Here is a 13,007-nt window from a genome sequence, read left to right as displayed (position 1 = left end):
TGATCGCGCACCGCGTCGAGACCCGAGGGCTCAACATCCGCGGCATCGGTCCCGATGCGAAGGAGGGCATCACCGCTTTCCTCGAGAAGCGGCCCGCCGTCTTCCCCGACAGCGTGCGCGACGACCTGCCGGACGTGTTCGGCGACGACCTCCCGGCCCCGGCGTTCCGCGGATGACCGCCCCGACACCGGCGCGCCCCGACGTCGTCGAAGCGTGGCACCGCGTCGTCGACAACCGCGACCTCGCCGCCCTGGACGCCCTGGTCGCCGACGACGCCGTGTTCTCGTCCCCCGCGGTCTTCACTCCGCAGGAAGGCAAGTCGAAGGTCCTGGCGTACCTCGGCGCCGCCCTCACCGTCTTCGACGGCACCGGGTTCCGGTACGTCGAGGAGTGGTACGGCGACCGTTCGGCGGTGCTGGAATTCGCCACCGAACTCGACGGCATCCACGTCAACGGCGTCGATCTGATCCACTGGAACGACCGCGACCAGATCACGTCGTTCAAGGTGATGATTCGACCCGTGAAAGGCCTGCAGGCGCTCATTCCCCGGATGGCCGCCCAGCTTTCCCAGTCGTAAAGCACTGCATTGCAATCAGATACCGCACCGAGGAGAAATTCATGAGCCTGCCCCCCATTCTGCAAGACCGGCTTCGCCTGCCCGTGGTCGCGTCGCCGATGTTCATCGTCTCCGGACCCGACCTGGTGATCGCCCAGTCGACCGCCGGCATCGTCGGGTCGTTCCCCTCCCTCAACGCGCGACCGCAGCCCGTCCTGCGCGAGTGGCTCACCCGGATCACCGAGGAACTCGCCAAGCACGACGCCAACAACCCCGAGACCCCGTCCGCCCCTTACGCGGTCAACCTGATCGTCCACAAGAGCAACGACCGCCTCGACGAGGACCTCGCCACCATCGTCGAATTCCAGGTGCCCATCGTCATCACCTCCCTCGGCGCCCGCGCCGACGTCAACGACGCCGTCCACTCCTACGGCGGCATCGTCCTCCACGACGTCATCAACAACAAGTTCGCGAAGAAGGCCGTCGAGAAGGGCGCCGACGGGCTCATCGCCGTCGCCGCCGGTGCGGGCGGGCACGCGGGCACCCTGTCCCCGTTCGCGTTGATCCAGGAGATCCGCGAATGGTTCGACGGCCCCCTGCTGCTGTCGGGCTCGATCGCGCACGGCCGCTCCGTCCTCGCCGCCCGCGCCGCCGGCGCCGACCTCGCCTACATCGGCTCCGCGTTCATCGCCACCGAAGAGGCCAACGCCGATCAGGGCTACAAGCAGATGATCGTCGACTCCACCGCCTCCGACATCGTCTACTCCAACCTGTTCACCGGCGTGCACGGCAACTACCTGCGCGGCAGCATCGAGGCCGCCGGACTCGACCCGCACAACCTCGCCGTGTCCGACCCGTCCGCCATGGACTTCGGCGTCGGTGAGGACGCCGACACCGCGGCGAAGTCGGAAGCCAAGCCGTGGCGCGACATCTGGGGCGCCGGGCAGGGCATCGGCGCCGTCGACGCGGTCGTCCCCGTCGCGGACATCGTCGAACGCCTCAGCCGCGAGTACGCCGACGCGAAGTCGTCCCTGGGGTAGGCGCTTCGCGCCCGTGCGCCTTTCTGGTTGTTCCAGCTACCAAAAAGGCGCACGGGCGGCGGAGCCGCCTACCCTGCCGCGATGTCGCGACCGATGATTTCCTTCATGATCTCGGTGGTTCCGCCGTAGATGGTCTGGATGCGACTGTCGACGTAGGCGCGGCCGATGGGGTACTCCATCATGTAGCCGTAGCCGCCGTGCAACTGGACGCAGCGGTCGACGACGCGCTTCTGCAGCTCACTGGCCCACCACTTCGCCTTGGACGCGTCGACGGCGGTGAGTTCGTCCGCGTTCAAGGCGAGTACGCACCGGTCGATGTGCGATTCGGTCACCTCGATCTCGGTGAGCATCTCCGCCAACGCGAACCGCGTGTTCTGCAGATCGCCGATCGGCTTGCCGAACGCCTTCCGCTCGAACACGTAGTCCCGGGTCCACCGGTATGCGGCCTTCGCCGCGGCGATCGCGTTGACCGCGATCGAAATACGTTCGAGAGGCAGGTTTTCCATGAGATGGACGAAGCCTCGCCCCTCGGTGCCGAGCAGATTGGCCGCGGGCACCCGGACGTCCTCGAACACGAGCTCGGCCGTGTCCTGGCCGGCGAGACCGACCTTGTGCAGCTTGCGGCCCCGGCTGAAGCCCGGCATACCCCGCTCCACGATGAGGAGCGAGAATCCCTTGGACCCGGCGTTCGGGTCGGTGCGCGCGACGACGATGATCAGGTCGGAGTGAATGCCGTTGGTGATGAACGTCTTCTGACCATTGATCACCCACTCGTCGCCGTCCCGCACCGCCGTGGTCTTGATGCCCTGCAGGTCGCTTCCGGTGCCGGGTTCGGTCATCGCGATCGCGCCGATCACCTCGCCGGCCGCCATGCCGGGCAGCCACCGCTGCTTCTGCTCGGCGGTTCCGAGCCCCACGATGTACGGGATGACGATGTCGTCGTGCACGCTGAGCCCGGACCCGAACGACGTCGTCGCGGTCCGCGCGATCTCCTCGGCGACGACGTACCGGAATCGGAAGTCGGTGACGCCGGAGCCGCCGAACTCCTCCGGCACGGCGAGCCCGACGATCCCGGACTTTCCGGCCGCCAGCCACGCCGAGCGGTCGATCAGCCGGTCGGCTTCCCACTGTTCGTAGTTCGGCTCGATCTCGCGGGCGAGGAACTCGCGCACCGTGTCCCGATACGCTTCGTGATCCTGTTCGAAGATGTTGCGCTGCATGGTTTCTCTCCTACCGAAGGGTCACGCGCTGACGGGCACGGTCAGGCCGGCGAGACGTTCTGCGATCAGCGCCTCCGCCTCGCCGACGATGCGTTCGACGAGTTCACCGGCCGTGGGGATGTCGTGGATGAGGCCCTGGACGGTGCCGACGGTCCAGATGCCCGCGTCGGGGTCGCCGTTCTCGAACACCGTGCGCCCGCGGGCACCGGCGACGAGGTCGCGGACGTCCTCGAACTTGCCGCCCCGATCGAGGATTTCCACCACCTCGCGGCTGACGGTGTTGCTCGCGACCCGCGCCGTGTTGCGCAGCGGCCGGAAGATCAACTCGGTGTCGGTCTCCGTGCCGGCGACGATGGCTTCCTTGATGTTCTGGTGAATCGGCGATTCGGCGGTGCACATGAAGCGGGTACCCATGTTGATGCCGTCGGCGCCGAGCGCCAGCGCCGCGACCAGCCCGCGTCCGTCCGCGAACCCGCCCGACGCGACCATCGGGATGGTGATCTGCTCGGCGGCGGCCGCGATGAGCACCAGGCCGGGGATGTCGTCCTCGCCGGGGTGTCCGGCGCATTCGAAGCCGTCGATGCTGATGCCGTCGACGCCGCTGTCCTGGGCCTTGATCGCGTGCCGCACGCTGGTGCACTTGTGCAGCACCTTCACGCCGGCGGCGTGGAAGTCGGGCAGGTGCGGCGCGGGGTTGGAGCCGGCCGTCTCGACGATCTTGACGCCGGACTCGATGATGACCTGCCGGTACTCCTCGTACGGGGGCGGTGTGATCGCCGGCAGGATCGTCAGGTTCACGCCGAAGGGCTGATCGGTGAGCTCGCGGGTGCGGGCGATCTCCTTGGCGAGGTCCTCGGGGGTGGGCTGGGTCAGTGCGGTGATCAGGCCGAGCGCACCGGCGTTGGCGACGGCGGCGACGAGTTCGGCGCGACCGACCCACTGCATGCCGCCTTGCACGATCGGGTGGCGGACGCCGAAGGTCTGGGTGAACGCTGTGGAGAGCATGGGACGGCTCCTCTGGGGCAACAGTCAGTGAGCGGGTAGGTACCCGACGGTGTGGAGGGCGATGTCGACGTAGCGTTCGGCGACTTGCCCGGGGGTCAGCGCCCCGCCGAGCTGGTACCACCGCGGAATCGACTGGAACATCCCGAGGAGAGCGCGCACGGTCTCGGGGACGTTCCGGCTGTGGAACACGTCGCGGTGGACGCCGTCGCCGACGAGGTCGATCATCATCAGCTCGAGCCGCTTTCGGGTCGCGGCGTAGCGACTGCGGCTGTCGGCCGAGACGTGCCGCAACTCGGTGTCGAGGGAGACGTGCCGCACCCGGTGCGTCATGTACAGGACGATCGCCTCGACGACGTTGACGAATTGCGCCACCACGTCGTCGCCGGCGTCGCGGGCGGCCGCCTCGGCGCGCTCGTTCAGCTCGCGCATCTGCAGTTCGAACAGCGCCACGAGAACGGCTTCCTTGCTCTCGTGGTGGTAGTACAGGGCGGGGACGGTCACCCCGACACGACGGGCGATCTGACGCACCGTCGTGCCGTGGTAGCCGTTCTCGTTGAACAGTTCCAGCGCCTGCTCGAGGATGGGCGTCAGCGGCAGGGCCTCGAAATTCCGCCAGTCGGCGTATGCCGATTCCGTGGTCGTCGGCCCGTCCTCGTGCAGAGTCACAGGTCGCCGATCAGCGCGGTGCCATGCGGATGGCGCCGTCGAGACGGATGGTCTCGCCGTTGAGCATCGGGTTCGACACGATGTGCGCGGCGAGTGCACCGTACTCGGACGGGTCACCGAGACGCGAGGGGTGCGGCACCTGGCCACCGAGGGACTGCTGGGCGGCCTCCGGCAGGGAGCCGAGCAGCGGCGTCTTGAACAGGCCGGGCGCGATCGTGTTGACGCGGATCAGCAGCGACGCGAGGTCGCGGGCGATCGGCAGGGTCATGCCGACGACGCCGCCCTTGGACGCGGAGTACGCGGCCTGACCGATCTGGCCCTCGTAGGCGGCGACGGAGGCGGTGTTGATGATGACGCCGCGCTCGCCGTCGATCGGCTCGTTCTTCGAGATGCGCTCGGCGGCAAGACGGATCACGTTGAACGTGCCGATCAGGTTGACGGTGACGATCTTGGTGAAGTCGGCCAGCGGGAACGCACCGTTCTTGCTGACGGTCTTGATGGCGTTGCCGATGCCGGCGCAGTTCACGGCGACCCGCAGCGGTCCGAGGGACTCCGCGACGTCGAGCGCGGCGGCCACGTCGGCCTCGCTGGTGACGTCGCCCGCGGCGAAGCGGACGCGGTCGCCGAGTTCCTTGGCGACGGTCTCACCGTTGGACGAGGGCAGGTCGACGATGACGACGCTGGCGCCGTCGGCGAGCAGGGCCTTGGTGGTGGCCAGGCCGAGGCCCGAGGCGCCACCGGTGACGAGGGCGACGCTGTCGTTGACGATCATGTGTATACCTTTCGAAGACAGTCTTTTTCGAGTGTGGGTGTCAGATGCGTTCGATGATGGTGGCGTTGGCCATGCCCGCGCCCTCGCACATCGTCTGCAGGCCGTAGCGTCCGCCGGTGGCCTCCAGGTTGTTCACCAGGGTGCTCAGCAGTCGGGTGCCCGACGAGCCGAGCGCGTGGCCCAGCGCGATGGCACCGCCCCACGGGTTGAGCTTGGCCGGGTCGGCGCCGAACTCGTGCGCCCACGCCAGCGGCACCGGTGCGAACGCCTCGTTGACCTCGTATGCGTCGATGTCGTCGATGCTCAGCCCCGACTTGGCGAGGATCTTCTTCGTCGCCGGGATCGGCGCGGTGAGCATGAAGACCGGGTCGTCACCGGCCACGGCGAACGAGTGGAACCGGGCCCGCGGGGTCAGACCCAGCTTCGACGCCATCTCCTCGCTCATGATCAGCGCCGCGGACGCGCCGTCGGTCAGCGGCGACGAGTTGCCCGGGGTGATGTGCCACTGCGCCTCCGGGAACCGGGCCGCGTACTTCTCGGAGTAGAACGAGGACTTCAGGCCCGACAGTCCCTCGGCGGTGGTGGAGGCGCGCACCGTCTCGTCGACCGTGTGCGTCACCGTCTCACCGGCAGCGTTGGTGACCGAGATCGGGACGATCTCCTTGTCGAACAACCCCTTCGACAGGGCGTCGGCGGCGCGCTGGTGCGACTGCGCGGAGAAACTGTCGAGGGTGTCGCGGTCGAACTTCCACTTCGCGGCGATCAGTTCCGCCGAGATGCCCTGGTTGACAAGGCCTTCGGGATAGCGGGCGGCGATGCTCGGGCCGGACGCGTCCTGGCCCATCGGCGAGGTGCCCATCGGGATGCGGGACATCGACTCCACACCGCAGGCGATGACCATGTCGTAGGCGCCGGCGATCACGCCCTGCGCGGCGAAGTGTGCCGCCTGCTGGCTCGAACCGCACTGACGGTCGACGGTGGTGGCCGGCACCGACTCCGGGAATCCGGCCGCCAGCAGCGCCGTCCGGGAGATGTTGAGGGCCTGCTCGCCGACCTGCTGAACGCACCCGCCGATGACGTCGTCGACCTGTGCGGGGTCGATGCCGTTGCGTTCGACGATGCTGCGCAGCACGTGCGCGAGCAGTTCCACCGGGTGCGTGCCGGACAGCGCACCGCCCGGCTTGCCCTTACCGGAGGCGAGGCGGACGACGTCCACGATGACAGCGTTGGTCATGATGTTCCCTTTCGATTATGTGTGTGCGGCTACGCCGCCCGTGAGTACTTGTCAACCGCCCGCGGTTAAGAAGTACTCACGGGTCAGCGGCCTTGCCAGACCGGTTCGCGCTTCTCGGCGAACGCCGTCGGCCCTTCTTTGGCGTCTGCACTGGAGAAGACGGTCTTGAATGCGGCGGTGTTCGCCGCCCATGCACCGTCTTCCCAGTCGGGCTCGGTGGCGGTGCGGTGGATCATGGCCTTCGATTCGCGCACCGACAGCGGGGCGTTCGCCGCGATCTGCTCGGCGAGTTCGAGTGCGACGGCCAACGCGGTGCCGGATGGCGCGACCCGGTTGACGAGGCCCAGTTCCTTCCCCTGCGCGGCCGTGATCGGCTCACCGGTCAACGCGATCTCCAACGCGACCTTCTTGGGAATCTGCTGCTGCAGGCGGATCACCCCGCCCGCGGCGGCGAAGAGTCCGCGCTTGACCTCGGGCAACCCGAGTTTCGCCTCCTCGTCCACGACCGCGAGGTCGCTGGCGAGGACGAGTTCGGTGCCGCCGCCCAGGGCGAATCCGTTGACCGCGGCGATGGTCGGCTTACTGATCCAGTGCTGCGCGTAGCCGGCGAATCCCCATTCGGGGTGGCCGTCCGCGGTGAGGTTCTGCCCGGTGGCGAGGGCCTTGAGGTCGGCGCCGGCGCAGAAGGCGCGGCCCGATCCGGTCACGACGACCACCCGCACGTCGGGGTCGTTCTCGGCCTGCTCGAGCAGATTGCCGACTGCGGTCGACAACGCACCGTTCACCGCGTTGAGCGCCTTGGGACGGTTCAGCGTGATGATGCCGATGCCTCCGCGCCGCTCCCACAGTGCGGCTGCCTCCGTCGTCTCCGTATGTTCTGGCACGTCTCATCCTCCGACTCGGCCTGATTACTGATCGCTCGTTAAAGTTAGTACCACGCCGCCGCCGACACGGTCAATGGCCGACTTTATCTAGCGCCCGTTCAGTAGCGTCTGGTATGGATAGTCAGGGACCGACGGAGGAGATCACCACGTGTATGCCCAGCAATTGACCGCAGTGTCCGGCCCTGCCGGAGTGCAGCTCGTCGAGATCGACGAACCCGACGGAACCGGTCTCGTGGTCGTCGACCTCCACGCCGCCGGTGTGTCGTTCCCTGATCTGCTGCAGACCACCGGCAGCTACCAGCTGGTCCGCGAACTGCCGTTCGTGCTCGGCGTCGAGGGCGCCGGAATCGTGCGCAGCGCACCCGCGGGCAGCGGCATCTCCGCCGGTCAGCGGGTGGCCGTCCTCGCGACGGACGGCGCGTGGCAGCAGACCGTCGCGGTGAAACCGGACTCGGTGTTCCCGCTCCCCGACTCGGTGTCCCTCGAGGCCGGCGCCGGTTTCCTGATGAACTACCTCACCGTGCACTTCGCGCTCGACGAACGCGCCCGGTACCGCGCCGGTGAGACCGTGCTGGTGCACGGCGCCGCCGGCGGTGTCGGAGTCGCCGCGCTGCAGGTGGCCGCCGCGCTGGGTCTCGAGACGATCGCCGTCGTCAGCACCGAGGAGAAGGCCGAGATCGCGAGGTCCCACCGCGCGACTCACGTCCTCATGGACGGCTGGAAGGACCGGGTCCGCGACCTCACCGGCGGCCGCGGGGTCGACATCATCCTCGACCCGGTGGGCGGCGATCGCTTCACCGACAGTCTGCGGAGCCTCGCACCCAACGGCCGGCTCGTGGTCCTCGGTTTCACCGGCGGCGAGATCCCCACCGTCAAGGTCAATCGGCTTCTGCTGCGTAACATCTCGGTCCTCGGCGCCGGCTGGGGTGAGTACGTGCGCACCCACCCCGGTTACACGGCCCGGCAGTGGTCGACGCTGGGCCCGCTCCTCGAGTCGGGCGCACTCCGGATCGCCGAACCGACCACCTACTCGTTCGAACACGCCGGCGACGCTCTGCGAACACTCGAAACCCGGTCCGCCACCGGCAAGATCGCCCTTTCCGTCCGCCCTTCCTGACAAAGGATCCTCATGAGTTCCGACCTTCCCGGCGTGGACACGACCGTCGACGACGGCGTCCTGCGCGTCACGCTGAACCGTCCCACCCGCATGAACGCGGTCACCACCGAAACCCTCGACGCCGTCGCCGACAGTTTCGACAAGTACGCGGGCGACGCCGCGGTCCGCGTCGCAATCCTCACCGGCACCGGCCGTGCCTTCTGCACGGGCGCGGACCTGGGTGGTGAGAACATTTCCGGGCCGCCGGACTCCGCGACCATCGATGCGGCGAACCGCACCGCCGCCGCGATCCGCGCGTTCCCGCGACCCGTGATCGGCGCGGTCAACGGTCCCGCCGCCGGAGTCGGCGTCTCCCTCGCGCTGGCCTGCGACCTCACCGTCGCCACCGAATCGAGCTACTTCCTGCTCGCGTTCGCGAAGGTGGGCCTGATGCCGGACGGCGGCGCCACCGCGCTCGTCGCGGCGTCGGTCGGTCGCGCCCGTGCACTGCGGCTGGCGCTGCTGGCCGAACGACTCCCCGCTCGTGAGGCACTCGCGTCCGGGTTGATCGCCGACGTGTTCTCCGACGACGAGTTCGCCGCATCCGTCGCCGCGCTCACCCGCCGCCTCGCCGACGGACCGTCGGAGGCGTTCCACCTCACCAAGGACGCCGTCAACGACGCGACCCTCATCGAACTCGACAACGCATTCGACCGTGAACGCACGGGGCAACTCGAACTCCTCGCCGCCGAGGACTACCGGGAGGGCGTCGCGGCGTTCCTGGAGAAGCGGCCCGCAGTGTTCGGCCGGGGATGAGCGCCCCGATGTCGGCGGCGTCACACGCGCAACCGTTCGCGTCCCGGCGCGCACACTGGGCCAATCATGTTGCCCGGCACGCCTTCGCGAAACCCGATGCGGTGGCGTTGCGGTTCCGGGGCGCCTCGACCACGTGGCGTGAGCTCGAGGACCGCAGCGCCCGGACGGCCGCGGTCCTCGCCGCCCGCGGTGTCGGCCCCGGCGACCGGGTGGTGCTGCTGCTGACCAACCGCCCGGAGTTCCTCGAGGTGATGCTGGCCGCCAATCGCCTCGGCGCGATCGCCGTTCCGGTCAATTTCCGGCTCAGTCCCGGCGAGGTGCGGTTCATCGTCGCCGACAGCGACGCCACCGTGGTGGTCGTCGAGGATTCGCTCGTCGACCTCGCCGCCGAGGTCGACGGCACGGTGCCGGTCCTGGTGGTCGGGGACGCCGCCGACGACGTCGCGCTCGAGACACTGCTGCGTGCCGCCGATCCCGGACTTCCCATCGCGGACGTGGCGGAAGACTCCCCCGCCGCCATTATGTACACCTCCGGCACCACCGGACGCCCCAAAGGCGCGGTGCTGTCGCATCTCAATCTCCAGGCACAGGCGCTGACCCTCATCCGCGGGTGGCGACTGTTCGACACCGAGTCCGAGGTCAACCTCGTGTCGTCGCCGCTGTTCCACATCGCCGCCCTCGGCAGTGTCGGGCCGTTCCTCCTGATCGGCGCCACCGTCGTGATCCACCCGACGGGCGCGTTCGACGCGACCGACGTGCTCGACTCGCTCGAGCGGGAGCGGGTGACCAGCGTGTTCATGGTCCCCACCCAGTGGCAGGCCATCCTCGACGGCATCGGCGCGGGCGGCCGGGACCTGGCGCTGCGGGTGCTGGGATGGGGCGCCGCGCCGGCCACCCCCACCCTGCTCGACCGCCTGTACGCCGCCTTCCCCGACGCCGCGATCGTCGCGTTCTTCGGCCAGACCGAGATGTCGCCCGTGACCTGCGTTCTCGACGGCAAGGACGCCGTGCGCAAGATCGGGTCGGTCGGGAAACCGATCGACACCGTGGCGATGCGCGTGGTCGACGAGGCGATGAACGACGTCGCCCCCGGCGAGATCGGTGAGATCGTCTACCGCGGACCGGGACTCATGGAGGGGTACTGGCGGAACCCGGAGGCCACCGCCGACGCGTTCGACGGCGGCTGGTTCCACTCCGGCGATCTCGTGCGGGTCGACTCCGAGGGCTTCGTGTACGTGGTGGATCGCAAGAAGGACATGATCATCTCGGGCGGGGAGAACATCTACTGCGCCGAGGTCGAGAATGCCCTGGCCGCCCACCCGGACATCGTCGACGTCGCCGTGATCGGGCGGTCCGACGAACGCTGGGGCGAGGTTCCCGTCGCCGTCGTCGTCCCGCGGGCCGGGACGGCGCTCGACGTAGAGGTGCTCGCGGAGTGGCTCGACGGCCGGGTCGCCCGCTACAAGCGGCCCAAGTTCGTCGAGATTCTGCCGCAACTGCCCCGCAACGCCAGCGGCAAGGTGGTCAAAGGTGTTCTGCGCGAACAGTTCGGCACCGTGACCCGCTAGAGCATCTCACGCCTCGCCGGCGGCAGGGTGCTCGACACCTGCACCCCCCCGAGTTTCGGCGGCCGCTCCGATACTCGGGTGGGTGGACTGACGAGTTCCTACGCGGTCGGTGACGGAAGCAGGTCGCGCACGTAGAGACCGGGTGCGTCGCCCAGGACGGTGTGCTCGTCGCTGCCCAGGCGTGCACTCGCGGCGATTCGCTCGCCGGCACGCTCCGAGACCCAGTCGGCCCACGGTTCCCACCAACTCCCGGTCTTCTTCGTCGCCGCGTCGAGCCACGCCTGCGGATCGGGTCCCGGCTCACCGCCTTCCCAGTAGTGGGACTTCGGGTTGCCGGGCGGGTTGACGAGGCTGGCGATGTGCCCGGAGAAGCTGAGCACGAACTTGCTGTCACCCGACAGCAACTGGGTTGTGCGGTAGCAGTTCTTCCAGTCCGTGAGGTGGTCGGCGATCGCGCCGGACACGAAGGTGGGCACGGTGATCCGGCCGAGGTCGACGGGCGTTCCCAGTACGGTCATCGCGTCCGGCGTCGCCAGGGTGTTGTCCTCGAAGATGTCCAGGAACTGGACGTGCAGCGCCCCGGGCAGGTTGGTGCCGTCGGCGTTCCAGGCGAGGATGTCGAAGGCCGGTGGCGTCCGCCCCATCAGGTAGTTGTTGACCAGGTAGTTGAAGACCAGATCGTTCGGCCGCATCCAGGTGAAGGCGCTGCCCATGTCCCGGGCGGAGATGATGCCGTTGCGCCGGGACCGGCCCTTGACCATCTTCAGCAGACCCGGTGCCGAGAACGCTGCGAGTCCCGCCGGGTTCGCGAAGTCGAGCATCGTCACGGCGTACGACATGCTGTGCACACGGGTGTCCCCGGTCGCGGCGAGGTGATTGAGCAGGGTGGTGGTGATGAGACCGCCGGCGCAGAACCCGATCACGTTGACGTCGTCGCTGCCGGTGATCTCCCGAACCTCGTCGATCGCGTCCGACACGCGTTGCGCATATGTGTCGAGGTCCCAATCTCCCTGTTCTGCTTCTGGATTGCGCCACGCCAGCATGAACGTCTGCAGTCCGCGGGAGACGGCGTGCTCGACGAAGCTGCGTCCGGGGCGCAGGTCGAGGAAGTAGTAGCGGCCGATCGGCGGCGGCACCACGAGCACCGGCCGCTCGTACACCGTCTCCGTGGTCGGCGTGTACTGCAGCACCTCGGCGACCTCGTCGCGGGCGACGACGGCGCCCGGCGTCACGGCGAGATCGACACCGACGGTGAAGGCGTCGGGATCGACCATCTGCGGCATCCCGCCGTTGCGGCGCAGGTCGGACACGTAGTTGCGGGCGCCGCGCACCAGGCTCATGCCGCCGGTGTCGAAGGCCTCTTTCACGGCCGCCGGGTTGGTGAGCAGGTAGTTCGTCGGTGCGAGCGCGCTGGTGAGGATGGTGGACGCGAACGCCGCTTCCTGCGCGTGGCGGTGGTCGACCCGTCGGCCCCACTCCTCGACGACGCCGTCGATCGCGTCGACGGACGCGAGATAGGTTTGCTGCACGCGGCGGTAGAACGGATTGCTCGTCCACGCCTGGTCGGTGAATCGCCGATCGCCCTCGGCCGACGCCACATCCGAGCTGCCCACCGCGATCTTCGTCAGCTCGCGCCCGAAACGGAGGGACTCGCGCAGGACCACCCGGCCCTGCCCGACGGCGCCCGTCAATGCGCTCACCGCGTCCCGCGCACCGAACCCGTCGGCGCGACCCTCCCCTTCTGGGGTGGCATCGGGTGTCACGAGTGCCATCTTCGTCTCCGCAGTCTTGGTCAACGGTTCTCCTCTGTCAGCACCTGGACCAGACACCCCCGTCGCGGGGATTCGTCCCTGTGTTGATCGGAGCATAAACACCAAGAATGGTTACTCGCGCGTAATGAATATTTCGAGCAAGATCATTTTCGACAGCGTGGGCGTCCGTGTCGAAAATGGAAACACGAGACGCATTTCTGATCGACATTCATTCAGCGGTAACTTTTTTCGGGTCGCGTGCCACGTGCATGCAACACCGTGGCGTTCCGGAGAAGGGTGCGGGATCAATGCGCGTGAAGCACTTCCCCGACCGGGGCAGTGTGCGTTACTGTGCGATTTCCAAGGGTGATGACGGAAGAAATTCGCCCATCATCGACG

12 protein-coding genes and 1 pseudogene are annotated in these 13,007 nt (G+C 68.2%); 6 read left to right on the top strand and 7 right to left on the bottom strand.

Annotated features, from left to right (window positions below):
• From ACFTWF_RS40860 to ACFTWF_RS40850, 3 genes and pseudogenes are all read left to right on the top strand, one after another.
• Nucleotides 1-176: pseudogene (locus ACFTWF_RS40860) on the top strand (enoyl-CoA hydratase); the annotation flags it as partial.
• Complete coding sequence (locus ACFTWF_RS40855; RefSeq protein ID WP_378466777.1) at nt 173-577, top strand: nuclear transport factor 2 family protein; 405 nt, start codon at nt 173-175, stop codon at nt 575-577. The pseudogene ACFTWF_RS40860 and the gene ACFTWF_RS40855, both read left to right, overlap by 4 nt.
• Nucleotides 578-618: 41 nt before the next feature.
• Nucleotides 619-1,596, top strand: coding sequence for an NAD(P)H-dependent flavin oxidoreductase (locus tag ACFTWF_RS40850; RefSeq protein WP_378466776.1), 978 nt, complete (start codon nt 619-621; stop codon nt 1,594-1,596).
• Between the two features lie 68 nt (nt 1,597-1,664).
• On the opposite strand, the gene ACFTWF_RS40845 is transcribed toward ACFTWF_RS40850, so the two are convergent.
• The 6 genes from ACFTWF_RS40845 to ACFTWF_RS40820 form a co-directional block, all read right to left on the bottom strand.
• The gene (locus ACFTWF_RS40845; protein WP_378466775.1) at nt 1,665-2,816 is read right to left on the bottom strand and encodes an acyl-CoA dehydrogenase family protein; all 1,152 of its coding nucleotides are present in this window, start codon (nt 2,814-2,816) and stop codon (nt 1,665-1,667) included.
• Nucleotides 2,817-2,837: 21 nt separating this feature from the next.
• On the bottom strand, nt 2,838-3,821 hold the full coding sequence (locus ACFTWF_RS40840) for an NAD(P)H-dependent flavin oxidoreductase (RefSeq protein ID WP_378466774.1): 984 nt from the start codon (nt 3,819-3,821) through the stop codon (nt 2,838-2,840).
• A gap of 24 nt (nt 3,822-3,845) precedes the next feature.
• A complete protein-coding gene (locus ACFTWF_RS40835; protein WP_378466773.1) occupies nt 3,846-4,487 on the bottom strand; it encodes a TetR/AcrR family transcriptional regulator in 642 nt (213 codons plus the stop codon).
• A gap of 10 nt (nt 4,488-4,497) precedes the next feature.
• Nucleotides 4,498-5,259 carry a 3-hydroxyacyl-CoA dehydrogenase gene (locus ACFTWF_RS40830; protein WP_012691007.1) on the bottom strand — a complete coding sequence of 254 codons (762 nt, stop codon included), beginning with the start codon at nt 5,257-5,259 and terminating at the stop codon, nt 4,498-4,500.
• A 40-nt stretch (nt 5,260-5,299) separates the two neighbouring features.
• Nucleotides 5,300-6,493 carry a thiolase family protein gene (locus ACFTWF_RS40825; protein ID WP_378466772.1) on the bottom strand — a complete coding sequence of 398 codons (1,194 nt, stop codon included), beginning with the start codon at nt 6,491-6,493 and terminating at the stop codon, nt 5,300-5,302.
• 83 nt (nt 6,494-6,576) lie between these two features.
• Nucleotides 6,577-7,377, bottom strand: a complete 801-nt coding sequence (locus ACFTWF_RS40820; protein ID WP_378466771.1) for a crotonase/enoyl-CoA hydratase family protein — start codon at nt 7,375-7,377, stop codon at nt 6,577-6,579.
• Nucleotides 7,378-7,525: 148 nt separating this feature from the next.
• On the opposite strand from ACFTWF_RS40820, the gene ACFTWF_RS40815 reads away from it, so the two are divergent.
• From ACFTWF_RS40815 to ACFTWF_RS40805, 3 genes are read left to right on the top strand one after another with little or no spacing between them, the layout of a single operon-like run.
• Entirely contained in the window at nt 7,526-8,494 is a 969-nt protein-coding gene (locus ACFTWF_RS40815; protein WP_378466770.1) for an NADPH:quinone oxidoreductase family protein, read from the top strand.
• A gap of 12 nt (nt 8,495-8,506) precedes the next feature.
• Nucleotides 8,507-9,289: an enoyl-CoA hydratase gene (locus tag ACFTWF_RS40810; RefSeq protein ID WP_378466769.1), complete on the top strand. Its 783-nt coding sequence runs from the start codon at nt 8,507-8,509 to the stop codon at nt 9,287-9,289.
• 8 nt (nt 9,290-9,297) lie between these two features.
• Complete coding sequence (locus ACFTWF_RS40805) at nt 9,298-10,857, top strand: long-chain-fatty-acid--CoA ligase (RefSeq protein ID WP_378466768.1); 1,560 nt, start codon at nt 9,298-9,300, stop codon at nt 10,855-10,857.
• A gap of 98 nt (nt 10,858-10,955) precedes the next feature.
• On the opposite strand, the gene ACFTWF_RS40800 is transcribed toward ACFTWF_RS40805, so the two are convergent.
• Nucleotides 10,956-12,653: a PHA/PHB synthase family protein gene (locus tag ACFTWF_RS40800; protein ID WP_378466767.1), complete on the bottom strand. Its 1,698-nt coding sequence runs from the start codon at nt 12,651-12,653 to the stop codon at nt 10,956-10,958.
• Between the last annotated feature and the right edge of the window lie 354 nt (nt 12,654-13,007).

The sequence above is a fragment of the Rhodococcus sp. NPDC056960 genome (assembly GCF_042674125.1).
Taxonomy (GTDB): Bacteria; Actinomycetota; Actinomycetes; order Mycobacteriales; family Mycobacteriaceae; genus Rhodococcus_F.
The sequence above is the reverse complement of the archived record's forward strand: the minus strand, read 5'-3'. Positions and strand labels throughout refer to the sequence as shown.

What these genes read in the sequence shown, in the direction of transcription:
- ACFTWF_RS40855 (WP_378466777.1), top strand. Translation starts at nt 173, where the DNA reads ATGACCGCCCCGACACCGGCGCGCCCCGACGTCGTCGAAGCGTGGCAC.
- ACFTWF_RS40850 (WP_378466776.1), top strand. Translation starts at nt 619, where the DNA reads ATGAGCCTGCCCCCCATTCTGCAAGACCGGCTTCGCCTGCCCGTGGTC.
- ACFTWF_RS40845 (WP_378466775.1), bottom strand. Translation starts at nt 2,816, where the DNA reads ATGCAGCGCAACATCTTCGAACAGGATCACGAAGCGTATCGGGACACG.
- ACFTWF_RS40840 (WP_378466774.1), bottom strand. Translation starts at nt 3,821, where the DNA reads ATGCTCTCCACAGCGTTCACCCAGACCTTCGGCGTCCGCCACCCGATC.
- ACFTWF_RS40830 (WP_012691007.1), bottom strand. Translation starts at nt 5,259, where the DNA reads ATGATCGTCAACGACAGCGTCGCCCTCGTCACCGGTGGCGCCTCGGGC.
- ACFTWF_RS40825 (WP_378466772.1), bottom strand. Translation starts at nt 6,493, where the DNA reads ATGACCAACGCTGTCATCGTGGACGTCGTCCGCCTCGCCTCCGGTAAG.
- ACFTWF_RS40810 (WP_378466769.1), top strand. Translation starts at nt 8,507, where the DNA reads ATGAGTTCCGACCTTCCCGGCGTGGACACGACCGTCGACGACGGCGTC.
- ACFTWF_RS40805 (WP_378466768.1), top strand. Translation starts at nt 9,298, where the DNA reads ATGTCGGCGGCGTCACACGCGCAACCGTTCGCGTCCCGGCGCGCACAC.